Consider the following 24,599-nt stretch of genomic DNA (forward strand, 5'->3'; position numbering starts at 1 on the left):
GCGGGCGCGGCCTCAACTAACTTTGCAAAGAAGAACACGTTGCAAAGTGGATTTTCGGCTCGCGCTAATCCCGCAGGAGTCTACGTAATTAGTCTCCGCTATGAGAAGGTGCAACAATTCTTGTCATAAGTAATAGGTTGACTTTTTTTCCAATGGGTAAAGTGAAAATCGTTATCCGTGATTATAAAAGCAGCTGTGTTACTTCATGCTAGCGTTGTAGAGCCTGATAATAACGAAGGCCAGCCACTTCAACTCCTGTGGGAAATGTTTGACCTGAAGATCCACTTTTTTGAGCGGGTTTTGCTAAAAAAGTTAGCTGAAGGGCAAACCCCACGGAAAGGGAAGTGGACAGCCGGAGTGGTGGTCAAGCAGTAGCTATTATTCCATAATAGCTACTAGAGGGAGCGTAAATCTGAGCATTTAGTGATAAGGACTGAGCGAATTTCGCTCCGTTTTTCTTTTCTAGCAAACCTTTTAGTAGTTAAAGACATTATCAGGGTATTTTCTTGATCAATATGGTCTATTCAACATATAATTGGCAGTACAATAAGACCCTCACTTCAAGTAATAAAGTGAGATCAATATTGGTAAGTGGTGGGATAAACAAAATTCCCAACTGATTGAAGTCGCTTTATAAGGCTAACGTAGGAATAGGATACAAAAAAAGAATGCTACGGTATCCAATTAATCGCCAAAGCTGATCAGTGCCATGTCTTATTATGTCACGAAAGACTTTGATGAGTGAACAATGATTAAGTAAGATAATAGCAGAGTCTATCATTTCTATATTTAAAATAGAATAATCTTTTTATTAATATTGGAATATCATCGCCCAGTAAAGAAAAACACGTAGCTTTATTCAAGATTTCTTTTACCTCTCACTATAACTCTAAATGGAAAATAGTGAGCAAAATCATCTGTCGATGACTGATATGCTCCCCTTAAGGTAGACAGGTAAAAAATAAAATCCATTTTTATTATTTCCACTGTCTACTTGACAGGGAGCAGTTCAGACTTTACCAACTAATCTTCTTATGTTTATAACAGCTAATATTATTCATTCACACCGTAGCTAATTAAATTCGTAAATATTCTATAACCGCCTGGGACTTGGTTATCTATTTGTCGATAAAATACAAGATTTGTATACAAATAAGTCCCTTTGCCATATTCCGCCATTAAAATGCCGCTCGTAAATGGATCTTCATTTGGATCAGACATGCTAACAAAGGTTTCAAAGTTGCTGTCCCAGCTCATCGGGAAGTATAATCCTCTTTCCTGCACCCAGTTTTGCCAATCATTTTCTGTAATTGTATTAGGGTAATTAAATAACTTGTGCTCAGGCTTCAATATGTTCACAACAGCATTTTCATCCGTTACACGCCATTCGATGGATGGACTTCCGATTTTTAATTGGTAAGGTGCGCTATTTTGAGTGTCCCAGTTATCGCCCGGTTTGTGATATTGGACAACGAGGTGACCGCCATCTTCAACATATTGAAGCAAACGTTGATTATTGGTCACTAAGTCTGTTCGAGATAAATTCGCTCTTATACCTGTAATAATGGTATCAAATTGTGAAAGATCTCCGGATGATAGATCTTCTTCTTTTAACGTTGTAACATCAAATCCAGTCTCTATTAAATAATCGGCTACTTTATCAAAACCACTTTCAATATAGCCGATTTTTAAGTTGTCTGGTTTTAATAATTTAAAAGCTTCCGCGTTAATCATTGAAGGATATTGGTAATAGGAATCTTTTATATGATCATATTGAATTTCTTGTACCGCTGTTTGATAGGTTTTTCCACTTGAATTAACTTTTGCCTCAATAGATAGACTGCCTTCTTCTATTTTAGAAGGGGGAATTAGATTGAATGTCACCTCTTTTTCATCATATCGTTCTTCGAATGAAATGTTGCTCTGTTTTGGTTCACTATTCCATCCCTTAGGAAGATTTAATGAGACGCTACCTTTTCTTTTTCCAGAGCTATAATTTTTAACAGTGATCGTAACAGGTATTTTGTCTTGAACGTCAGCTGTATTTACCACTATATTTGTTGGATTCGTAGTGACACTAAGTTCTGGTAAAATGGCCAACGTTTCTGGAAGCTCTTCGATAGCTGTAGCTTTCGTACCTTTTCCATTCATTGAAACCTTTGTTTTGATAATAGGTTCCTCATAAGGTTGAAAATACCCTGCGTTTTTTGGTACTTCATAGTCAAAAATAATAGTTTTTGATTCATTTGGTTTTAATGACTTTATCTGCTTTGAATTTACGTTTACCCAATCTTTAGGTAGAAGTAGATCAGCATTTATTTTTTTGAGTGTTTTCTTTCCTTTGTTTGTAAGTTCCATTGTAATAGATGATTGCTCACCCTGTGTAACGATAGATGATGCTGCACGGGTTTTAATTTGTAAGTTTGAAGCTGTAAAAATAACTTTTTGTAACTGTTCCTTTTTAAGTTCGAGTTTATGAAGCAGATCACGCTTCATTGATGTATCAAATTCTGTACGTTTTGTTTTATTTATGATTCGTTCAACAGTTTTCAGTAATTGCTGTGACTTTACGAAAATGGATTCTCTGTTTGGATATTCTTGAATAATCGAATCTAAGTCGTTTTGTAATTTTTTTAAATGATTGCTTATATTCTTTTTAGATATTTGTTTTGCCCAATCATTAAAGTCATATGCTATCCCATCAAATAGTTCGGTATTGTTGTCTTCTACAGATTTGATTAACTCTAAATGTATTTGCCGTGGTTCCGCTGGAATATCGTTTCCCATACCTTGGCTCTTGTGCATATATCGAGACGCTTCTCCTAATTGTGGATACGTCATTTCATATATAGGATCATAATCACCAATTTCAATGGAAGTAGATGCTGTATCTTTCGACGCAGCAGGTAGATACATTTTTTTAATCTGCCAAGTAGATAAACCATTTTCTAGTTGTTCTGGGTAAACATTAGGGTTTGCTGCATCTTCAAATGCTCTTTCAGTTAGAAGACTTATTGCTCGATGGTGTCCATGTTGACTATCAACATTTCGAAAAGAAGGCATAACAATATCTGGCTGTTGGGTTCGAATAAATCGAATGAGTCTTTCATAGGTTACATTCTCTTCCCATTTGTCTAGCGTTTCTTCTGGTGATTTAGAAAATCCAAAATCATAAATAGTGTCAGAAGTGGTCCTGCTTAAATGAAAAGCTTTTACATCAGTAATTTTTGCAGCTTCGATCATTTCATTAGAGCGAATGATTCCAAGCGCATTGCCAAGTTCATCACCTATTTCGTTTTGTCCCCCTTCTCCACGGTTAGCAATTAAACTTGTGGTTTTAACACCTAACCCCCTAGATAAATAGGCGAGAAAATCACTTCGTTCATCGTCGGGGTGAGCACCTGTATTTAAAAAAGTAACGGTCGTGCTCAAAGGATGAACAACATTCCAAAGTTCTTTATCGTGCTGTTTGTCGGTTTCTTTTGCACTCCCATTGATAGATGTTAGGCTGAATACTAATAGCAAAACAAGTAAATTAGCAATAATTCTTCTCATGTATGAAACCCCTTTCAAAAAATGGATTAAAACACACTGCCCTCCTTTAAAATAATGTAGGTTAGTAAAATTTACTAACTAACTTGATGTAAACTACAACAACAAGATAACATAATTTGAACTAATGTAAATATTACAAAATATCTATTTATTTAAAATGAGTAGGGAAATAGTTGCAAAATTTTATTTTTCCCACATATAACTGGCAGTAAGACCTCAACTCAAGCAATAAAGTAAAAACTAATGTTGGAAAGTGTAGGATCAACTGCCAGTAAATGTCCGATTGGTTCAAAGGCCTTTAGGTCATACCCTTGTGGTACTAACAATCAGTGTAGGTTTAATATCCCCAACTGATTGAAGTTTCACTTTATATGAATTTTTTAATTATTTTATCTTTACAATGATAAGGCTTTCATTTATAATGATTAAAGTTGTTAGATTAGTAAGTAAACTTTACTAACTAAAATGCGAGGAATATCAGTATAAGGAGCTTATATAATGCACAAAGGTAATCCATCCTATATGAAACAGATGAATCGAAGGCTAATAATCAATTACATTAAAGAAAATGAAACGGTAAGCCGTGCAACAATTTCAAAGCAACTCTCGTTAAGTAAACCGACAGTTTCTGCTGTAGTGGATCAGCTTTTAAAAGAGGGCTGGATTTTGGAAACTGGTAGTGGAGAAGCTTCTTCGAGTGGAGGAAGAAAACCAGTTAATTTAAAGTTTAATCCTCATAAAGCTTATATTATCGGAGTTGATATTGGTGGTACAAAGGTAGCGATAGGCATTACAGATTTAAATGGATCTATGATTTCCTTTAGCGAGTTTCCTACCCAAGTTTATTTAGAAAAAAATTTATTTGAGCAGATAAAAAAGCATGTGGAGGAACAAAAAGAGAAATTAAATATTGATAACTCAAAGATACTTGGTATGGGTGTAGGTATACCAGGAGTAGTACATGTAGAAAAAGGAATAGTAAAGGAAGCTCCTGCTTTAAGGTGGATTAATTTCCCTATAAAAAAGGAGTTAAACAGCAAATTTAATTTCCCCATTTATATTGATAATGACGTTAATATTAGTGTGTTAGGGGAACATTGGAAGGGTATTGGAAGTACTCGTTCAAATCTGATCTACATAGCAATCGGTACAGGGATCGGTAGTGGATTAATTATAAATAATCAATTATATCGAGGTAGTAATTATAGTGCTGGAGAGATTGGTTATATGGTTACTGATAAGGAACATGCGCAGCAATATTATCCAGTTTATGAAGGTTATGGATATTTAGAAAGCGTTTCCAGTGGTTCTTCTATAGGGAGTCAATTATCGAAAAAATTAAAGAAGACATTAACAGCAAAAGAAGCTTTTAAACTGTATGAAAAAAATAATAAACAAGCAGTAGAAATAATTGAAACTGCAATAGAAAATCTTGGGATTGGTATAGCGAATTATATCTCTTTATTTGATCCAGAAATGATTGTTTTAGGAGGTGGTGTAAGTGAATCGTATTCATTAATAATTAATAAGATGCAGCCTATTATTGATCGGTTCACACCTGAAAAATGTGATGTTGTAAAATCAATTCTTGGAAAAGAAGCAGGGGTTGTTGGGGCAGTTGCATTGTTTTTAAAGGAGCATGACAGCATGTTAACAATTAAGGGAGAGGGGTAATTTTAGTGCGTCTATTAAAACGAGGTTATTTATTTTTTTTAGTAGTAATAGTGATAGGTATCCTTTCTGGATGTCTTGCTGGTGGCTCTGAAGAGTCAGGAGGAAAGTCCAAAAACGAATCTGGTAGTGACCTAGAAGAAAAGGTAGTTGTTTATTCTCCTCATGGAAAAGATATATTAAGTGAATTTGAAGCACAGTTTGAAGAGGAATACGGAATTGAAATGGAATTCTTAGATATGGGATCACAGGAAATTCTGGATCGAGTAAGGTCTGAAAAGAATAATACCCAAGCAGATGTCTGGTGGGGAGCACCACAGGTGAATTTTGATCAGGCTAAGGATGAGGGATTACTTGCTGAGTATAAGCCTTCTTATGCAGATGCCTTGGATGAAATGTATCATGATGAAGACTGGACTTGGTCCGGAACCTCCATTACACCAGAAGTTATCTTATATAATTCGAAAGAAATCTCCGCAGAGGAAGCACCTAAAGATTGGGACGATTTACTTGATCCTGAATGGAAGGATGAACTCATTATTCGTTATCCATTAGCTTCTGGTACGATGCGGACAATTTACTCATCGATGATATACAGAACGTATAAAGATACGGAAAGCCCTGATGAAGGTTATGAATGGCTACGTAAGTTAGATGAAAATACAAAAGAATACTCCGCAAATCCGGAGATTATGTACAATCAGGTAGCTAAGGGCGTTGGGAATTTGTCGGTCTGGAATATGCCCGATACCGTTATGCTTGCTGAAGAGAAAGGCTACCCGTTTGACTATGTTATTCCAGAAAGCGGTACACCAGTTCTGACAGAGGGGATAGCAATCATAAAAGATGCACCGCATCCTAAAGCGGCTGAAGCATTTTACGAATTTGTGAATACAAAGGAAGCTGCTAAATTGCTTGCTGAGACATATTCCAGAATTCCGACAAGAGAAGATGTAGAAAATTTACCGGAATGGATTACTGAAACGGAGATTAATCCGATGGAAATTGACTGGTCACTGTTTCAGGAAAAACAAAGTGAATGGATGGAGTATTGGGACAACAATATCAAAAATGCAGAAAAAGATTTAAGCGAAGAATGATTGGAATAATGTCAAAGGGGGTTGTTGTGCATGTCAACAGTGAATTTATCTGCAATTACAAAGCAATTCGGTGATGTTACAGCAGTAGAAGAGTTGGACATCCTAATTAAGGAAGGGGAATTTTTTACATTTCTTGGTCCTAGTGGCTGTGGAAAGACAACAACGTTACGAATGATAGCTGGGTTCTATTATCCAACGAAAGGAAAAGTAACATTTAATGATAAAGATATGACTACTGTCCCCCCTGAAAAAAGAAATACAGGCATGGTTTTTCAAAACTATGCCTTGTTTCCCCATATGACAGTTTTTGAGAATGTTGCCTTTGGATTAAAGGTCAGAAAAATAACTAAATCTCAGACTAAAAAGCGTGTGGAGGACATACTCAAAAAAGTTAGACTTGATCAGTATATGGATCGGCAAGTAAGTCAACTGAGTGGGGGACAGCAGCAGCGTGTTGCATTGGCACGAGCTTTAGTCATCGAACCTGACATTCTTTTACTGGATGAACCATTAAGTAATCTAGATGCTAGATTACGAGATGAAATGAGAAATGAAATCCTACGTCTGCAAAGGGATTATGGCATAACAACAATCTATGTTACCCATGATCAGGCAGAAGCATTAACGATGAGTGATAGAATTGCAGTTTTTAACATGGGAAAATGTCAACAAGTAGGAACCCCTACAGAGATTTATAATCAGCCAGTTAATGATTTTGTAGCGGAGTTTATTGGTGAAACGAATTTAATACCTATAGCTTTTAAAGAGGAAAAAAATAATGAGAAAATTTATCACTGTGAACAATTGGATGCAGACATTCAAGTTCAGGCAACAGAGGTAAACATAGCCGAATACAACCGTAATGATCAGCTTTTAATGTCGATTCGTCCCGAATCCGTACAGATAGATAAAGCGTCACTAACAGGGGAAAACGTATTTAAAGGTGAAGTAATACTTGTACAATTTACAGGTGCCTCTGTACACACTTATATTAAGCTAAGTAGCGATGCAATTATTCGGGCAACGGATTTAAATGAAGGTCCAAGTACATATCTAACCAATGGATCAAAGGTAAATGTAAAGCTTCCCGCCGATCAAATAAGAGTGATCCCAAAGGCTAGGATGTGATGAAATGCTAAACGCTGAAAAAAGGAAAACATTACTTTTATTAATACCGGTTATTTTAGTTTTAATTGGGTATGTCCTCTATCCTTCAATTGAGACACTACTTGAAAGTTTTAAGAAAAATGGTGTTTTCTCATTAGAAAACTATTCGGATTTTTTTGGAGAAAAATCTGCTGCAAATTTTGAAGCATTATGGAATTCTGTCTACATTTCACTTTTATCTGTACTTTTAAGTGCATTAATAGGAATCCCCTTGGCTTATATATTTAATAGGTATGATTTTCCTGGACGCCAATTTTTCTCTAATATTGCAATAATGCCAATAGTACTTCCTTCTCTTGTTGGGGTAATGGCATTTATGTATTTATATGGAGAAGCAGGACTTGTTCCAAATGCTATTAAAGATGTACTAAATCTATCAGAGGTTCCATTTAGCATTGGCGGAATAACTGGAATCTTGATCGTACACGCTTATACGATGTATCCATACTTTTATATGACGACATCGTCAGCGTTAAACAATATCGATCCTTCTTTGGAGGAAGCCGCGTATAATCTTGGTTCAAATAAGTTTAAAGTTTTTTGGAAAGTTACATTTCCATTGTTAACACCAGGTTTAGTAGCAGCTTCATTATTGGTATTTATGGTTTCAATGGCGTCATTCAGTGCCCCATTTCTTCTGGCAGGCGGCTTTCGAGTTCTAAGCTTGCAAATATACTTTTCTAAAATCAATGGGGACCTCGAAATGGCTGCTACTCAATCGGTTATTTTGTCAGTTGTCTCCATATCATTCTTGCTATTTATGCGCTGGTATCAAGATAGGAAAGACTATCGAATGGCTAGTAAAGGGATAGGAGCTCACCGAAGTGAAGTAAGTAACCATATATTAAAATGGTGCATGGTAAGTTTAGGGATTCTGGCAATGATCGTTTTACTGTTGCCACATGCTACTTTACTTATTTTATCGCTCGTGCCAGAGGGAGCTTGGACATGGCAAACGTACCCAACAGCATTCAGTTTAGAAAATTTCATCCTGTTATTTGATGATCCAAATATATGGGATCCAGTTAGAAACAGTATGGTGATGTCTCTTTTGGCATGCTTAGGTGTATTCGTATTTGGAATCATAACTTCATATGCATTGGTTAAACGTAAATTTATTGGAAAGAATCTTTTGGATATATTAGTTATGATTCCATGGGCATTACCCGCTACAGTTGTGGGGATGAATTTAATTCTTGCATTTAACGAACCTTCAGCTTTTTCATTTGGAAAAATTTTAGTTGGCACGTTTTGGATCTTACCATTAGCTTATTTTGTACGATTTATTCCATTGGTTGTTCGATCAACAACTGCTGTTTTAGAACAAATGGATGACTCTATAGAAGAAGCTGCTCAAAATCTTGGAGCCAAATGGTTCTATACATTTAGACGTGTTGTCATACCTATTATTATGCCAGGCGTACTTAGTGGTACATTGTTGGCTTTTGTACAGGCAGTTGGAGAATTTCCTACTTCAGTCCTGTTATATACACTAGATAATCGACCAATTTCAATAGAAATTATGAATCAATTAAGGATGTTCAATATAGGACAGGCATCTGCCTACGGAATGATTCAGGTTGGACTAATTGCAATCGTGATGTTTATTTCATATAAATTTCTCGGTGTGAAAACAGAGAATACATTGTAAATTTACTGAAATATAGAGGTGTATGAATATGGATTTTGTAAAGCAATTTGAAATGGATGAAGGTGTTGGCTTCCCCGGAAAAACATATATAACAGAATTACTAAAGCCTGTTTTTGATGACCAAAAAAAATATTTATTTCATGCTATGTTTATGATCCATAAAGCTCACACAATTATGCTAAAAGAACAGGGGATCATTAGCGAAAATGACGCTGATCGTATACTAGATGGAATAGCAAAAGTGGAGTCGATCAATAAGGATGAAATAGAATATTCGATTCTTTACGAAGATTTATTTTTTCTAGTTGAATCAAAAATTGGAGAGATAATTGGAGAGGAATTGGCTGGTAAAATGCATATCGCAAAAAGTAGAAACGATATGGGAGAGGCGATGTATCGTATTGTCATTAGAGATTATATTAATCAGTCAATCGAGGCAGCAAAAAAATTAGCGGAAGCATTATTATATCAAGCAGAGTTACATGTAAATTCAATTATGCCTGCACACACACATACGCAACCTGCCCAGCCCACTACTTTTGGGCATTATTTACTGGCGATATACGATAATCTTCAAAGAGATATTAAAAGATTAGAACAAGCATATCGAACAGTTAATCAGTCTCCGATGGGAGCAGCGGCTATAACGACCACTGGTTTTCCAATTAATCGAGAACGGGTGATGGAGCTTCTGCACTTTGATGGATTAATTGAGAACTCTTATGATGCCATTGGTACAGGCGATTATTTAATGGAGTCGGCACAAGCTTTAATTAGTCTAATGACGAATTGTGGTAGGTGGATTCAAGAGTTTTTAAGAATGGCATCTAAAGAGGTAGGATTGCTAAAAGTGTCAGATGCATATGTGCAGATAAGCAGTATTATGCCTCAAAAAAGAAATCCAGTTTCGTTGGAACATTCACGTGCAATTGCTAGTAGTGCGGCTGGAGAGGGGATGACTGTTATTCATATGATTCACAATACGCCTTATGGAGATATTAATGATACGGAGGATGATTTGCAACCTCATCTATATCTAGGCTATCAAAAAGCTTTACGAGTTCTTAAATTAATGCGAGCGGTTATCGTAACAATGGATTTTGACCAAGAAAAGGCGATTCAACAGGCTAAGAATCATATGATCACTATAACAGAATTAGCCGATGTATTAGCTCGTGACTATCAAATTCCTTTTCGGAGAGCGCATCAGAAAGCGAGTAAGATAGCAAAAAAAGCGTTGAACCTTGATAAAGAATTGTACGAAATCCCCGTCGATCAAGTGAATGATTGGCTTGAAGATGTAACACTTACTAACGAGGCTTGGGACATGATTGTTGATCCTATTTGTTTTGTGGAAAGAAGGAGCATTACAGGGGGACCAAGTCCGAATGTGGTTACAGAAATGATCGCTAGAAGGAAAAATAAAAGCGGATAAGCGAAGAAGAAAATGAGGAAGAAAAAAACGAACAATTGAAAATGATGATTCGTGTGACGAAGCTGCTCTGGATGTATACTCCCTTTCCGTGGACGGGCTGGTGAGCCTCATGGTGCTTACCCACAATAGGGGCTCACTGATGCCTTTTCACCAAAGCTTCGGAAAAGCCCTATTCTTTTTCATAGTCTGGGAAATAAAGGGAATAGTACGAGAATACGTGTTTTATTTAATGTATTCAACCACAGACGGTGCTGGTTCTTTTTCAGTGTAAGCTATCCAGTATTTTATCTCTCTCGTGTAACTTTCTGTTTGTTGATGGTAATAGGTTACTGATTTAACTGGCACATCAAACACATTTACTTGCTTCACCTCAGGATCATCAGGTTTTATAAGATATACATATCTCGAATCTTCATATTGCAAAATGGTAGCGTCACCAGATCCAGCAATCCACTTTAACGTACCATTATTATTTTTTATTATAGCTAAATCCAATCCTCCATTGAAATTGACAGTAACACTGTAAATATAATCATCAATTATATCAAGGTCAATTATTTCTTCATATTTAAATTCATTTTCATCCATTAAATTCTCTAGTTGTTCTTGAAAGGAGGAGTTTTCTTGGCTTTTGTTCTTCTTCGCTGTTTCTGCCTCCTCTTGTTCATTAGAACACCCCACTAAAAACATGAACAGACATAAAATAAAGAATAATTTTCTCAATTTAAATCGCCTCCTGTATTTAATAACGTATAAAAAAAGAAAACGTTTCAGTAATAATTTTTAGTAAGATTATACATACTTTAAAACTGATGAAGGCGTCTAATTTGATTTTTATCCCGCATATAACTGGCAGTAAGCCCCACTTCAAGCAATAAGGTGAAGGCCAATATGGAAAAGAGTGGGGTCGACTGCCAGTAAATGTCCGATTGGTTCACCTAACAATCAGTGGGTTGATAAACCCTCCCCACTGATTGAAGTTTCACTTGATATTCTTACTTCTGCAGGTTTTTCTATAAATATTAAATCTCATTCATTTTCTGTTCATTCCTTTTTGATTATTTTCGTCATCAATATGTTTGGATGCACATGGAGAAAGTCGTAGAAGCTGGAAAACCTCGAAAAAAACCAATTTCTAATAGTAACTGTGATATGGAATGGCAACAAGAACTATGTAAAAGGTTGATTTAATGGAACAAGAATTTAATTCAATATATTTTTAGTTTTTCCTTCAAATGTAATGAATTACTTAAAAGTATAAAAAAAACGATTCCTGATAATCTCAAGAATCGCATTATATCCATATTTATATCTGATGCTGGTGAGAGGATTCGAACCTCCGACCCCTTCATTACGAGTGAAGTGCACTACCAGCTGTGCTACACCAGCAAATTCATAATGAATATGATACTACCATTTCTATTTTTCTTCAAGTCTCTTGCTTATCCTATGTTTTTTCCTTTAACCAGAAAAAACTTTACTGGACTTACCTATCGATAAGAACTATAAAACATGTAAAGGAATAGAGTGATGTTTACGATTAATAATCTGATTAATGATTTTTAACTATGAGAAAAACATATTCAATTATAGGGAGAAATTTTTAATGGGGCTGGGACAAAACACAACTTCTTTACTCAAAATACGAATAATCTTTTCATCTCATATGACTAGCAGTAATACCCCCACTTCAAGCAATAAGTGAAACCAATATGGATAAGTATCGGATCGACTGCCAGTAAAAGTCCGATTGGTTCCAAGGCCTTTGGGTCATACCCTTGTGGTACTAACCATCCGCGGAGATAACAAAACTCCCACGGATTGGGTGTTCCCACTGGATAAGGAAGGCTCCGGTAGCGATACATCGCAAGCAGAAAAAGCGTTCTTCATTTTCAAGGAGAGTCTCGCATATTTCAGGTACTAGATGAATGTATTTTGATCAAAAAACGAACAATAATTAATTCGATTGTTCGCTTTTGTTGTTTCTTCATTACTTTTATTCCAATTCCTTCATGTAAATTAGTTCTTTTGGTAACTTAAATGCTCATTTCGTATATCGGCAGCAGCCTCAACCATTATTTTTAAGGCTCCAATGGTCTCTTCCTCATTTCTTGTTTTTAATCCACAGTCGGGATTTATCCAGAATTGCTTTGGAGGAATGGTCTGTAATGCACGATTAATATTCTGTATAATCTCCGACTTTGCAGGTATTCGGGGACTATGTATATCATATACACCGAGTCCAATTTCTTTTTCGTACGTATTCTCTTCAAACGTAGTTACCATCTCCCCATGACTTCTTGATGTTTCAATAGAAATGACATCTGCATCTAATGCATCAATGGTTTCATAGATATCATGGAATTCTGAATAGCACATATGCGTATGAATTTGTGTGCTATCTTTCACAGCTGAAGTTGCTAAGCCGAAAGCATAAACTGCTGCTTCTAAATAATCTTCCCATTTCCTTTCATCTAACGGTAACCCTTCACGTAAGGCAGGCTCATCTACTTGAATAATTTGAATACCATTTTCTTCAAGTGCTTCAAGCTCTTTTCGCAGTGCCAGAGCTATCTGGTTTTGTATCGTAAAACGTGGAGCGTCATCATGGACAAAGGACCAATTTAAAATAGTGACAGGTCCAGTTAGCATTCCTTTCACTGGCTTTTCTGTTAACGATTGTGCATATACACTTTCCTTAACTGTCATTGCCTTATTAAAGGATACATCACCAAAAATCAAAGGTGGTTTTACACAACGGGAACCGTACGATTGCACCCAACCAAATGCTGTGACCTCAAAACCATTTAGTTTTTCACCAAAGTATTCAACCATGTCAGTTCGTTCAAACTCGCCATGAACTAGAACGTCAAGCTCAAGCTCCTCTTGAATAGTAATCCATTTATCGATGTTATCTTTTATAAATTGCTCGTATTTTTCATTAGATATTTCCCCTTTGCGCCACTTTGTTCTTGTTTTTCTTACTACTGGGGTTTGTGGTAAGCTCCCAATTGTCGTCGTTGGTAATAATGGAAGTTTTAATTCGTGTTGCTGCTTTTTAATCCTCTGATTGAACGGTAATGGCCGCTTTGCATCGGAAGTATCTAGGCTCTGAAGCTCTTTTCTAACTTGGTCATTTGTTCGCAATGCTGAACTATTAAAGCGCGCAAGCTGTTCTTGGTTCGTTTTTATTTTAGTGGCAATACTATGCTCTCCATCGTTGCAGCCCTTTGTAAGTGTAGTAATGTCTTCAAGCTTTTCGTCAGCAAAGGATAAGCCAGCTTTTATATCTGGATTTAAATCCACTTCTAGCTTTTTCGTTACCGGTACATGTAATAAGGAAGAGGAAGGCTGTAAAATAATATCTTGAATAGTCGTAATTGATTTTATTTCTTCAATAATAGAAAGCTTATCTGCTATGTTTTCTTGCCAAACGTTTCGACCATTAATAATACCAGCAGCTAATACTTTATCTTTAGGAAAACCAAACTGCTTAATTAGTTGTAAGCTATCACCATGAACAAAGTCAAGACCGATTGCTGCAACAGGGAATTCAATAATAGATTCATAATTGATCACATGTTCAAAGTATGTCTGTAAAATGAGTTTTAGTTTTGGTGCTGCTTCGCAGAATTGCGTATAGACTTTTTTTGCTTTTTGAATCACTGCATCATCTAATTTGGTTCCAAAGATAGGCTCGTCTATCTGGACCCATGTAGCTCCTGCTGATTCTAATTCCTCCAATATTTGCAGATACAATGGAACAAACACATCCAGTAATTCATCGAATTCTTCCTCTTTATACCCCTTTGCTAAGCTTAAATATGTGATTGGGCCTAAGATTACAGGTTTACCGTCGATACCTAATTCTTCTTTTGCTTCCTTATAAAAAGCAAGTGGACGATTTTCTGTTAGTATAGGCTGTGCATGTTCCAATTCGGGAACAATATAATGATAGTTCGTATTAAACCACTTGGTGATTTCTGAAGCAACAGCATCTTTAGTTCCACGGGCAATAGCAAAATAGGTTTCTAAATCAACCTTTCCACCATTGTAAGAAAAACGTTCTGGAATAACACCGAACATTGCTGATGTGTCAAGCACATGATCATAGAAAGAGAAGTCACCAACTGGTATTAGATCAATGCCAAGCTCCTGTTGCTTTTTCAAATTTTTTAACCTGATTTTATCTGTTTCTTTAATTAATTGTTCTTTTGTAATTTCTTCCTTCCAAAAGCTTTCCAGCGCTCGTTTCCATTCTCTTTTTTCTCCAATTCTTGGGTAACCTAAGTTAGAGCTAATTGCAGTAAATGTCATTCTTTTTCCTCCTGTAATTTGTATTTTGGTTATATTCGTTTCATCATTGATGAATGGTTTATCTCTAAAGATTTATGGATATAGTTTACTAATTGTATACTGATGTCATAACGCATAAATGGGGTTACTAAATAGATGCCTTGGAAATGTGTTAGCGCAGTATCAAGCAATTCCTTTGCAATCTCAATTCCTTGCTTGATGGACTGTTGCTTATCTACTGCTACGTTTTTCATTCGTTGCCGAATAATTTCTGGCATTTTAATTCCTGGTACTTCATTGTGCAGGAATTCTGCATTTTTGGTTGATGTCAATGGCATAATGCCTACATATATTGGCTTATCTATATGCTGTGTTTCTTCGGCAAGCTCGATAATTTTTTCTTTACTGTATATTGGTTGTGTTAGAAAGTAATCAGCACCTCGATCTATTTTTCTTTCCATTCTCTTAACAGCTTTATCTAGTCTTGCAACATTGGGATTAAAGGCCGCACCAACTTGAAACTTAGTAGGTTGTCTAAGTGATTTACCAGAGAATGACAAACCTTGATTAAATTGTTTTATGAGTTTAATTAAGTCAAGTGATGTTAGGTCGAAAACCGATGTTGCCCCAGGGAAATCTCCTATTTTAGTAGGGTCTCCAGTAATGGCTAGGATTTCATTGATCTCAAGTGCATGTAATCCCATTAGATGTGATTGCAATCCGATTAAATTGCGATCTCTACAAGTTAAATGCACGAGTGGTTTGATACCAATTTCCTGTTTGATTTTTGCAGCGATTGCTATATTGCTGATTCTAGGTGTTGCCAATGAATTGTCAGCAAGTGTAATTGCATCAATACCTGCTTTATCTAAAGCTCTAATCCCTTCCAAATACTCCTCCGTATCTAAGTGTTTCGGTGCGTCGAATTCAACGATAATAGAATGTCTTTGCTTTACCATATCTATTAAGCGGGGCTCTTTATCTATTGGACTATTACGAATTTCAATCGGTTCTGCTTTAGGAATTACTTCTTTTTCCTGTAACGGCTCTAAATCTTTAACGCCCTCTGCAATTGCTTGAATATGGGCGGGAGTTGTTCCACAACATCCTCCAAGAAGCCTTACCCCTTCATTACGAAAATCTTTGGCACAGCTTTTAAAATAATCTGGCTCATTTTCATAGATAAGTTTTCCGTCACGATATGCAGGAAGACTAGCATTTGGATAAGCTGCAAGAAATGACCTTTCTAGTAAAGGGACCTCCTTTAAAGAATCAAGCATATGAAATGGACCTAAGCGGCAATTAATTCCGACAATATCTGCTCCTGTGTTTTGTAACCGTTGTAATGCCTCTGGTAAAGGGATGCCGTTTTGTAGTATACCTGCCTCATGCATGGATACATTCGCTATAATTGGTAGCGCTGTCTCTTCTCTAGCTATTTCAAGTACAGTTGTCAACTCTTCTAGATCGTAGTAGGTTTCTAAGATTAGACCGTCTACCCCCTCCAATAGTAAACAATATAACTGTTCTCTAAAGCTTCTCTTAATTTCATCATTCGTGGCTTGAAGTGTTTGTGTACCATGTATACCACCAATCGTTCCAAGCACAAATACATCCTCACTAGCCGTTTGCTTTGCTATTTTTATAGCGGCTGTATTGATTTTTTTTACTTGATCCTCTAATCCATATCTGGCGAGCTTAATATAATTGGCACCATACGTATTTGTTTGAATTAAATCAGCACCAGCATGAATATATGCTTGGTGAATTTGTGCAATTTGTTCTTCTAATGTAAGATTTAATTCTTCAAAGCAGTGATCCACTCCATAGGAATAAAGTAAAGACCCCATTGCACCATCACCAATAAGGATTCTTCTATCTAATTCAGTTAATAAATCCATCTCTCATCACACTCCTTTCCAATTTTTATTTAAAAAAAGACACCCTACTAATACGAAGAATATATTCTTCTTCAAGTGGGTGCCTTTAGTCGTCTAATCAGCATAAGCGAAAGTTATTTAAGTAGCTTTACTTCGACTTTGCAAATATGGCCATTGGTGTTCCAATAAGCGCAACATACGAACAAAGTGGAGTAATAATGAAAGAAGTGAAAGAATTATTTTCCTATCACTTTCTCTTTACTTTTGGTTTTAATGGATAGCGTTTTTTCTCCGTTGTGTCAATTTGTGTAACCTCTCCTTCATGAACCGTAATTACTAATGATCCAAACTCGACCCTTTGAATTGCTGAAATAATATCGTTTATTTTCGTATCATCGATCTGTGCCATCTGATCCCTCCTTTTAAATCACCAAAATAGTTAGAGAAAAAAATAAAAACCTCTTTTCAGATTGAAAGAGGTTTGATTGGCTTATACATTACAGTTCCCATCTTTCAAACAACTTTCGTTTGCTGGATTTAGCACCGTATTACTCTTTTTGAATGAGTATGGTTGCCGCAGGATCAATGGACCAGTTTCCTCCCCTGACTCTCGATAGGTAAATTATGAAGTTTTGATTGTACTCATTATCTTAGAAAGTAAATAGACTGTCAAGAGAAAATTTTAAAAAATTATTACATTTCAAAAATACGATAGCTAAGTGGCTGTATTATTAATGGATCGGTTTTAGAATCCAATGCTTTCCTGATCATTCCTTGTTTTGATAGGAACCATTCACTAATAGATTTAGTCTCGTCCATGATAGAATGGATGCTAAGCTTTGTTTTCATTTTTCCTGCGTGTAAAATAAAAACTAGGCGCCTATTTATATTCCTTTTTTCATAGCAAATAAGATTTGCTTCATTATCATCATAAATAAATCTGAAATTACCATAATTGCCAAAAAGGGGATCTGTTTTTCGCAATGTGATGAGTGTTTGAATGAATTGAAATAGTTCAAGATTTTGCCTGTTGGTGTTCCATTCCATACATGAGCGACATCCAGGATCTTCACCACCTTGCATGCCAATTTCATCACCGTAATAAATGCAGGGTGTTCCCGCAAATGATAGTTGAAATAAATACATTAATTTTACTTTTTCTACATTACCATTTGCTAATGTTAACACGCGAGGCGTGTCATGACTATCCAAGAGATTAAAGGCTACTTCATTAATATTTCGTGGGTACATATGCAGTAATGTTGAAATTGACGCTGTAAAGTCAGATGCTTTTATTTCATTTTTGCTAAAAAAATCAATGACACTGTTTGTAAATGGATAATTCATAACTGCATCAAATTGGTCTCCATGTAGCCAAGGCATTGAATCATGCCAAATCTCACCTAAAATATAGGCATCTGGTTTGGCCTCTTTAACTGTACGACGGAAGTCTCTCCAGAAAGAATGGTCAATTTCATTAGCAACGTCTAAGCGCCAGCCATCAATGTCGAATTCCTTAATCCAATAACGAGCCACTTGTAATAAATAATTTCGTACTGCAGCGTTTTCTGTATTTAATTTGGGCATTGTCGATACAAAAGCAAACGTATCGTAATTTGGTACTGGTTCCGTACGGATAGGAAAATCTTTTATATGAAACCAATCCGTATAACTTGATTGCTCCTGTTTTTCTAGTACATCCTGGAACGGAGGAAAGTAAAATCCACTATGATTAAAGACAGCATCGAGCATTATTTTTATTCCACGCTGATGACATTTTTTAACCAATTCACGAAACAGCTTCTTGTCTCCAAATTGTGGATCAATTTCCATGTAATCTATCGTATCGTACTTATGATTTGAGTGCGCTTTAAAAATCGGTGTCAAGTATATTCCATTAATTCCTAATGCTTCTAAATAGTCAAGGTGGTTAATTATTCCTTGGAAATCTCCTCCAAAAAAATTAGTGGGGCTAGGGCAGGTTGAATTCCAAGGTAAACTTCCCTTAGGATTTAATTTCTCATTATCATTTGCAAAACGTTCAGGGAATATCTGGTACCATATTGTTTTCTTAACCCAGTCAGGTGGGTTGAAAACATCTGTTTTGTTCAAGTATGGAAAACAAAAATAATGAGCTATGTCTTTAGGAAGATGTGTAAAAAATCCTCCCTCACTGTAAATATAGGATTCTTCATCGTCAGAACAAATGAAAGCATAACGCATTCTTCGGAATGTAGGTTTTACTTGTGTAAACCAAAAATCATGGAAATGAGTAGAGCCTGATTTTTCCATCGGTTTTATGGTTGTCTGCCATTGACCATCTATCCAATCATAAGGATCACCATGGATAAGATCAATGGATTGTATATCACTCTTTTTTGTTTGCAAGAAAATATGTAATGTATCACAGTCATATGCATAGGCGAAATTATTTTTTGGTCGGTGATAGATAGCTTCTTTGTGCATTTTTCTCCTCCTTTGTACAATCGTTTGCGCTATTTTAAAAATAAGACGAAAATTTAAGGAATGTTTATCCCATATATAACTGACGATAAGACCACACTTCAACCAATAAAATGAAAACAATATAGGGAAGCGGGGGATAAACAAAACCCCAACAGGTTGAAGATTCACTTTATCGATTATCTTAACATTATTTATTTAATAATGTAAGCGCTATATTATTAGAAGAGTAAATAATATGAAGTTTCTAAATTTCAGTTGTGTTTTTAAAGAGAATCTGTATAATTAATATACAAAGATTGCGCAAACGTTTTCATTAAAAATGCAATCTTTCAAATTAATAAATTTAGGAGGAGTACAGGGTGAAAAAAAGCTTCATTTATTTATTTGTATTGGTAGTAGTGGCTGGGATTCTAGTCGCTTGTGGACCAGATCAACCAAAGGAAGACTCTAGCAACGATGGGAAAGCCGCAGAGAATGAAATGCCGGAAAAACCAGATTCTCTGAAACTTTGGGTGAATGCAGAGGAAAAACAACAAGAAGCAGTTAAGCAAATCACGAAAAATTATACGGAAGAAACAGGTATTAAAGTAGACATGGTTCCAGTGGATATGTTGGAGCAGGTTGAAAAACTGGACGTGGAAGGACCTGCTGGGAACGGCCCTGATATCATTTTTCAACCACATGATAGAATTGGTGATTTAGTACTTAGGGGATTAGTAGAACCAGTCAATTTCGGAAATAAAGAAAGGGATTACACAGATACCGCATTACAAGCTGTACAGTATGAAGATAACTATTGGGGATATCCTGCCGTCATTGAGACGTATGCAATGTTCTATAATAAATCGTTAGTAGAACAGACACCGGAAACAATGCAAGATATTATGTCAATTGCGGAGAGAGATACAGATACAAGTAGTGATGAATTTGGATTCTTAATGGAAGCAGCTAACTTCTATTTTGTTTATCCTTTCTTTTCTGGAAATGGAGCATATGTTTTTAGGAATGAAGCTGGTAACTATGATATTTCAGATATTGGATTAGCTAATGAAGGATCTGTAAAAGGAGGGGAACTTGTACAAAAATGGTTTGATAATAACTATATTCCTCAAGATCTGACTCCAGATATTATGAATGGTTTATTCCAAGAAGGAAAAGTTTCAACTGTTATCAATGGACCTTGGATGGTACGAGAATACTCGGAAGCTTTAGGTGATGACCTGGGTGCAGCTCCATTACCTGTTTTAGAGAATGGAGAAAATCCGAAGTCATTTGTAGGAGTTAAATCCTATATGTTGTCTTATTATTCCGAGAATAAGGAGTGGGCAGAGCACTTAATGGCTTATATTACCAACTATGAAAATTCGATGATTTATTACGATGTTGCTGGAGAGATTCCTGCTCGTGATGATGCGATGGAAGATCCAGTAATTGCGGATGATTCGATCTTTTCAGCATTTGCGGAACAAACGCAGTATGGTGAACCTATGCCAAGTGTTCCTGCTATGCAGCAAGTTTGGGACCCAATTAATGATGCATTAAATTTTATCTCTAAAGGGGAACCAGTGAAAGATGTCTTGGATGAAGCCGTTGAAACGATTCAGGGGCAGATAGACGCATCTGGAGCAAATTAGGCACAAGACGCTGGGACATAACAAAAATGGACTAAAAACGAACAATAAAGGGAAAATTTAATCAGTAAGGGTTTTGTGTATCCCCCACTGATGGTTAGTACCACAAGGGTACGACCTAAAGGCCCTAGAACCAATCGGACATTTACTGGCAGTTGATTTCCCACTTAATCCATATTGGTTTCACATTATTGCTTGAAGTGAGGGACTTACTGCCAGTTATATGCGGGATAAACCACGCCAGCTTCTGAAACATACGTAGACTTCCACGGTAAGAAAGGCATCACAATGTATTAGCTTGAGAAGTCTCATCAGTTGTCCGCACAAAGCGAAGTGTTTTCGAAGAGCTTCGTTGTACGAACCATCATTTTTTTTATTGGGTCAAAACACTTTTGTCCCAGCCTCAAGATTTTTAGAGTTACCAAGTGATTTGTGAAATATAGGAGGAGACTGGAATGGCAACAAATGATAGTAGTAGCGGTACCTGGATAAAAAAACCTCGTAATATTGCTACGATTTTATCCATTATTCCAGGATTAGGGCAATTATATAATCGTCGTTTTCTGAAAAGTATTATCTTTTTGATTGTGACGGTATCATTCTTGGTTACAACATGGCATTATATTGATATTGGAATATGGGGATTATTCACTTTGGGAACAATTCCTCGAGATCATCATTCTATTCAACTACTAATACAAGGGTTAATTTCACTAATTATTTTAGGATTTGGAATTGCTATCTATGCTTTCAATTTGAAAGATGCTAGATCAGATGCAATAGCTAGGGAGAATAATAGACCAAATCCGACTTTAATTCAAGGCGTAGCAGACTTTTATAACAATGGCTTCCCATACTTTATGATTCTTCCTGGTTTACTATTGCTTTTATTTATCGTGGTAGTACCGTTATTGTTTATGTTGGCATTAGCATTTACTGATTATAATCAATACAATGCTCCACCACGACACTTATTAAGCTGGATTGGCTTTGATAATTTTGTGGATTTAGCTAATGTAGGTATTTGGAAAGATACATTCTTAAGTGTATTCACTTGGACAGTAGTTTGGACAGTAGTGGCTACAACTTTCCAAATTATTTTAGGATTGTTTTTAGCATTACTCGTTAATGACAAGCGAATTAAATATAAGCGAACGATTCGAACGATTTTAATTCTACCGTGGGCAGTACCAGCATTTGTATCGATTCTAATTTTTTCTGCCTTATTTAACCCGACTTTTGGTGCCATTAATCGAGATATCTTAAGTCAATTTGAAATCATGATTCCTTGGCTTTCGGATCCATTCTGGGCAAAGATAGCATTAATTATGATTCAAACCTGGCTTGGTTTTCCGTTTGTATTTGCTTTATTTACAGGAGTGCTTCAAAGCGTGCCTCAAGACATGTATGAAGCGGCTGACGTAGATGGCGGAACTCGGTGGCAAAAGTTTCGTCACATTACATTGCCTCATGTACTATTCGCAACAGCACCGTTATTAATCATGCAATATGCAGGAAACTTTAATAACTTTAACATTATTTATTTATTCAATGAAGGGAATCCAGCTGTTCGTGGTCAAAATGCAGGAGGGACGGATATACTGATTTCTTGGGTCTATAAACTTACATTTGAAACAAATAATTACAATATGGCTGCTGCAATTACAATTATAATGGGAATCATTATTTCTGCATTTGCGTTTTTCCAGTTTAGAAAAACGGCATCCTTTAAAGAGGAGGGACGTTATTAATGGCTATGTCACCAAAGAAAAAATCGAAAGTAGAGGTAGCACTCATTTATGTATTTTTTCTTATGATGTTCGTAATTATTGGTTATCCTTTATTTTGGGCATTAATGATGAGTCTCAACCCAGGCTCAAATATGTTGGTCACGGATTTATTTCCTAAATCTCCAACATTAGAACATTATAAATGGTTATTTACTGACCCGAATAGTGACTATATCATTTGGTATAAAAACAGTCTATATGTCGCGATAGTTAATGCGGTCGGTTCGGTCATTATTACTTCGTTAATAGCATATGTATTTTCACGATATACATTTTTGGGAAGAAAATATGGGTTATATATGTTTTTGCTTTTACAAATGTTTCCTGCATTAATGGGGATGGTAGCACTTTATATTTTGTTAAACACAATTGGTTTGACCGATTCGTTATATGGGCTTATGTTAATATATCTTGGAGGACAAATACCATTTAATGCGTGGTTAGTAAAAGGTTATTTTGATACGATTCCTAAGGAGTTGGATGAAGCTGCAAAAATAGATGGAGCAGGACATTTAAGGATATTCTGGACAGTTATGTTGCCATTAGCTAAGCCGATTCTTGCAGTAGTAGCTTTGTTTAACTTTATGGCACCTTTTATGGACTTTTTATTGCCACGTATCGTATTAACTAGTCCAGAAAAGTATACATTAGCTTTAGGCTTATATAATTTTATTAATGATCAATTTTCCACTAATTTCACTCGTTTTGCTGCTGGTTCAATACTGATAGCTGTACCAATTGCATTCGTATTTTTACTTTTACAGCGATATTTAATTTCTGGACTAACCTCTGGGGCTACCAAAGGGTAGGTTAAAGAAATTTAATTTCATCCACAATATGTAATTAGTTTGTTATAATAAGTTAAATAAACTAGCTACGCTACTATTAATGCATTTTTAAAAGTAAACGGAGACAGAGGGTGTGTGAATACTGTGGTAACAATTAAAGATGTGGCTAAAGTAACAGGTGTATCACCTTCGACTGTTTCTAGGGTAATTGCTGATAATCCACGAATTAGTCCTGATACAAAAAAGAAGGTAAGAAAAGCGATGAAGGAATTAGGCTATCATCCTAATGTTAATGCTCGCAACTTGGTTGCTAAGTCTACGAAAGCAATAGGGGTAGTCATGCCTTCCTCTGCTGATAAAGCACTACAGAATCCTTTTTTTCCGGAAGTTCTTCGGGGAATTGGTTCAATCACTCATCAAATGCAATATTCAATGACACTTTCCAGCGGTGAAACAGAGGATGAAAATTTTGCTGAGGTAGAACGAATGGTGTATGGCAGTTATGTCGACGGGATCATATTGCTATATTCGCGTGTAAACGATCGAATTATGAGTTTTTTACGAGAAAAGCGCTTTCCCTTTGTAATTGTAGGAAAGCCACATGAGCATATTAATGAAATTACGCATGTAGATAATGATAATTTCACAGCGGGAAAAGAAATTACTGCACATCTCATAAATGAAGGACATGAGCGAATCGCATTTATCGGTGGATCGAGAGATTTATTTGTAACGAGAGATCGAGAAGCTGGATATGAGAATGCGTTACTAGAAGCAAACCTAGCTGTTCGAAAGGATTACTTAATCCATACGGAATTTCTTAAATCTGGTGGAAGAGAAGCCGTTGCTAAGTTATTATCACTTGAGGTACGACCGACTGGTATTGTCGTTAGTGATGATTTAATGAGTCTCGGTGTATTAAGTACTTTGGAAGAACTAGGGCTGCAGGTTCCAAGAGATATTTCATTAGTAAGCTTTAACAATGTATATTTATCGGAAATGACAAGCCCAGCGTTAACCACTGTCGATATTCAAATATATCAACTAGGTGCACAGTCTGCAAAAGCGCTAATCGAAAAAACGAAGTCAAAAGATGAACCAGAAAAAAGAATAATAATTCCTCATCAGATTATTTATAGAGATTCTGTAGGGAGTATATAGAAGAAAAC

Annotated in this window: 16 protein-coding genes, 1 tRNA gene and 1 riboswitch; of the genes, 10 read left to right on the forward strand and 7 right to left on the reverse strand. The window is 36.1% G+C overall.

Annotated features, from left to right (window positions below; all coding sequences use genetic code 11):
* Positions 1 to 177 precede the first annotated feature (177 nt).
* On the forward strand, positions 178 to 375 hold the full coding sequence (locus tag ABDZ84_RS06320; RefSeq protein WP_121604604.1) for a hypothetical protein: 198 nt from the start codon (positions 178 to 180) through the stop codon (positions 373 to 375).
* A 678-nt stretch (positions 376 to 1,053) separates the two neighbouring features.
* Here the strand turns inward: ABDZ84_RS06320 and ABDZ84_RS06325 are convergent.
* A complete protein-coding gene (locus ABDZ84_RS06325; RefSeq protein ID WP_343780604.1) occupies positions 1,054 to 3,555 on the reverse strand; it encodes a PIG-L family deacetylase in 2,502 nt (833 codons plus the stop codon).
* A gap of 498 nt (positions 3,556 to 4,053) precedes the next feature.
* On the opposite strand from ABDZ84_RS06325, the gene ABDZ84_RS06330 reads away from it, so the two are divergent.
* The 5 genes from ABDZ84_RS06330 to argH are packed head-to-tail and all read left to right on the forward strand — an operon-like array spanning position 4,054 to position 10,579.
* Positions 4,054 to 5,229, forward strand: a complete 1,176-nt coding sequence (locus tag ABDZ84_RS06330) for an ROK family transcriptional regulator (protein ID WP_026680407.1) — start codon at positions 4,054 to 4,056, stop codon at positions 5,227 to 5,229.
* Between the two features lie 5 nt (positions 5,230 to 5,234).
* The gene (locus ABDZ84_RS06335; protein WP_343780607.1) at positions 5,235 to 6,326 is read left to right on the forward strand and encodes an extracellular solute-binding protein; all 1,092 of its coding nucleotides are present in this window, start codon (positions 5,235 to 5,237) and stop codon (positions 6,324 to 6,326) included.
* A 30-nt stretch (positions 6,327 to 6,356) separates the two neighbouring features.
* Positions 6,357 to 7,454 (forward strand): ABC transporter ATP-binding protein, encoded by a 1,098-nt coding sequence (locus tag ABDZ84_RS06340; RefSeq protein WP_026680405.1) that lies wholly within the window; start codon positions 6,357 to 6,359, stop codon positions 7,452 to 7,454.
* 4 nt (positions 7,455 to 7,458) lie between these two features.
* Positions 7,459 to 9,144 carry an ABC transporter permease gene (locus ABDZ84_RS06345; RefSeq protein ID WP_343780609.1) on the forward strand — a complete coding sequence of 562 codons (1,686 nt, stop codon included), beginning with the start codon at positions 7,459 to 7,461 and terminating at the stop codon, positions 9,142 to 9,144.
* A gap of 28 nt (positions 9,145 to 9,172) precedes the next feature.
* Positions 9,173 to 10,579: an argininosuccinate lyase gene (gene argH, locus ABDZ84_RS06350; RefSeq protein ID WP_205388840.1), complete on the forward strand. Its 1,407-nt coding sequence runs from the start codon at positions 9,173 to 9,175 to the stop codon at positions 10,577 to 10,579.
* A 222-nt stretch (positions 10,580 to 10,801) separates the two neighbouring features.
* Here the strand turns inward: argH and ABDZ84_RS06355 are convergent, their stop codons facing one another.
* The 6 genes from ABDZ84_RS06355 to ABDZ84_RS06380 all read right to left on the reverse strand — a co-directional run bounded on the left by ABDZ84_RS06355 (position 10,802) and on the right by ABDZ84_RS06380 (position 19,221).
* Positions 10,802 to 11,302: a hypothetical protein gene (locus ABDZ84_RS06355; RefSeq protein WP_205388839.1), complete on the reverse strand. Its 501-nt coding sequence runs from the start codon at positions 11,300 to 11,302 to the stop codon at positions 10,802 to 10,804.
* Positions 11,303 to 11,895: 593 nt separating this feature from the next.
* Positions 11,896 to 11,968: transfer RNA gene (locus ABDZ84_RS06360), tRNA-Thr, on the reverse strand.
* A gap of 630 nt (positions 11,969 to 12,598) precedes the next feature.
* Entirely contained in the window at positions 12,599 to 14,896 is a 2,298-nt protein-coding gene (gene metE, locus ABDZ84_RS06365; RefSeq protein ID WP_321132402.1) for a 5-methyltetrahydropteroyltriglutamate--homocysteine S-methyltransferase, read from the reverse strand.
* 29 nt (positions 14,897 to 14,925) lie between these two features.
* Positions 14,926 to 16,776 (reverse strand): bifunctional homocysteine S-methyltransferase/methylenetetrahydrofolate reductase, encoded by a 1,851-nt coding sequence (locus ABDZ84_RS06370; RefSeq protein ID WP_121605718.1) that lies wholly within the window; start codon positions 16,774 to 16,776, stop codon positions 14,926 to 14,928.
* Between the two features lie 226 nt (positions 16,777 to 17,002).
* On the reverse strand, positions 17,003 to 17,164 hold the full coding sequence (locus ABDZ84_RS06375) for a YezD family protein (RefSeq protein WP_080668636.1): 162 nt from the start codon (positions 17,162 to 17,164) through the stop codon (positions 17,003 to 17,005).
* Positions 17,165 to 17,258: 94 nt separating this feature from the next.
* Positions 17,259 to 17,375: riboswitch (SAM riboswitch) on the reverse strand.
* 73 nt (positions 17,376 to 17,448) lie between these two features.
* On the reverse strand, positions 17,449 to 19,221 hold the full coding sequence (locus ABDZ84_RS06380) for a glycoside hydrolase family 13 protein (protein ID WP_343780614.1): 1,773 nt from the start codon (positions 19,219 to 19,221) through the stop codon (positions 17,449 to 17,451).
* Between the two features lie 359 nt (positions 19,222 to 19,580).
* On the opposite strand from ABDZ84_RS06380, the gene ABDZ84_RS06385 reads away from it, so the two are divergent.
* The 4 genes from ABDZ84_RS06385 to ABDZ84_RS06400 all read left to right on the forward strand — a co-directional run bounded on the left by ABDZ84_RS06385 (position 19,581) and on the right by ABDZ84_RS06400 (position 24,591).
* Positions 19,581 to 20,855: a sugar ABC transporter substrate-binding protein gene (locus ABDZ84_RS06385; RefSeq protein ID WP_343780615.1), complete on the forward strand. Its 1,275-nt coding sequence runs from the start codon at positions 19,581 to 19,583 to the stop codon at positions 20,853 to 20,855.
* A 452-nt stretch (positions 20,856 to 21,307) separates the two neighbouring features.
* Complete coding sequence (locus ABDZ84_RS06390; protein ID WP_343780617.1) at positions 21,308 to 22,603, forward strand: carbohydrate ABC transporter permease; 1,296 nt, start codon at positions 21,308 to 21,310, stop codon at positions 22,601 to 22,603.
* A gap of 5 nt (positions 22,604 to 22,608) precedes the next feature.
* On the forward strand, positions 22,609 to 23,451 hold the full coding sequence (locus tag ABDZ84_RS06395) for a sugar ABC transporter permease (RefSeq protein WP_343780630.1): 843 nt from the start codon (positions 22,609 to 22,611) through the stop codon (positions 23,449 to 23,451).
* Between the two features lie 123 nt (positions 23,452 to 23,574).
* Positions 23,575 to 24,591: a LacI family DNA-binding transcriptional regulator gene (locus ABDZ84_RS06400; protein ID WP_026680394.1), complete on the forward strand. Its 1,017-nt coding sequence runs from the start codon at positions 23,575 to 23,577 to the stop codon at positions 24,589 to 24,591.
* Positions 24,592 to 24,599 lie beyond the last annotated feature (8 nt).

Source organism: Virgibacillus salarius (assembly GCF_039521925.1).
GTDB classification, from domain to species: Bacteria; Bacillota; Bacilli; order Bacillales; family Amphibacillaceae; genus Virgibacillus; species Virgibacillus salarius.

Bases quoted from the DNA above. Each gene is read 5' to 3' on its own strand.
- ABDZ84_RS06390 (WP_343780617.1), top strand. From the start codon at position 21,308: ATGGCAACAAATGATAGTAGTAGCGGTACCTGGATAAAAAAACCTCGT.
- argH (WP_205388840.1), top strand. From the start codon at position 9,173: ATGGATTTTGTAAAGCAATTTGAAATGGATGAAGGTGTTGGCTTCCCC.
- ABDZ84_RS06375 (WP_080668636.1), bottom strand. From the start codon at position 17,164: ATGGCACAGATCGATGATACGAAAATAAACGATATTATTTCAGCAATT.
- ABDZ84_RS06345 (WP_343780609.1), top strand. From the start codon at position 7,459: ATGCTAAACGCTGAAAAAAGGAAAACATTACTTTTATTAATACCGGTT.
- ABDZ84_RS06325 (WP_343780604.1), bottom strand. From the start codon at position 3,555: ATGAGAAGAATTATTGCTAATTTACTTGTTTTGCTATTAGTATTCAGC.
- metE (WP_321132402.1), bottom strand. From the start codon at position 14,896: ATGACATTTACTGCAATTAGCTCTAACTTAGGTTACCCAAGAATTGGA.
- ABDZ84_RS06380 (WP_343780614.1), bottom strand. From the start codon at position 19,221: ATGCACAAAGAAGCTATCTATCACCGACCAAAAAATAATTTCGCCTAT.
- ABDZ84_RS06340 (WP_026680405.1), top strand. From the start codon at position 6,357: ATGTCAACAGTGAATTTATCTGCAATTACAAAGCAATTCGGTGATGTT.
- ABDZ84_RS06370 (WP_121605718.1), bottom strand. From the start codon at position 16,776: ATGGATTTATTAACTGAATTAGATAGAAGAATCCTTATTGGTGATGGT.
- ABDZ84_RS06330 (WP_026680407.1), top strand. From the start codon at position 4,054: ATGCACAAAGGTAATCCATCCTATATGAAACAGATGAATCGAAGGCTA.
- ABDZ84_RS06395 (WP_343780630.1), top strand. From the start codon at position 22,609: ATGTCACCAAAGAAAAAATCGAAAGTAGAGGTAGCACTCATTTATGTA.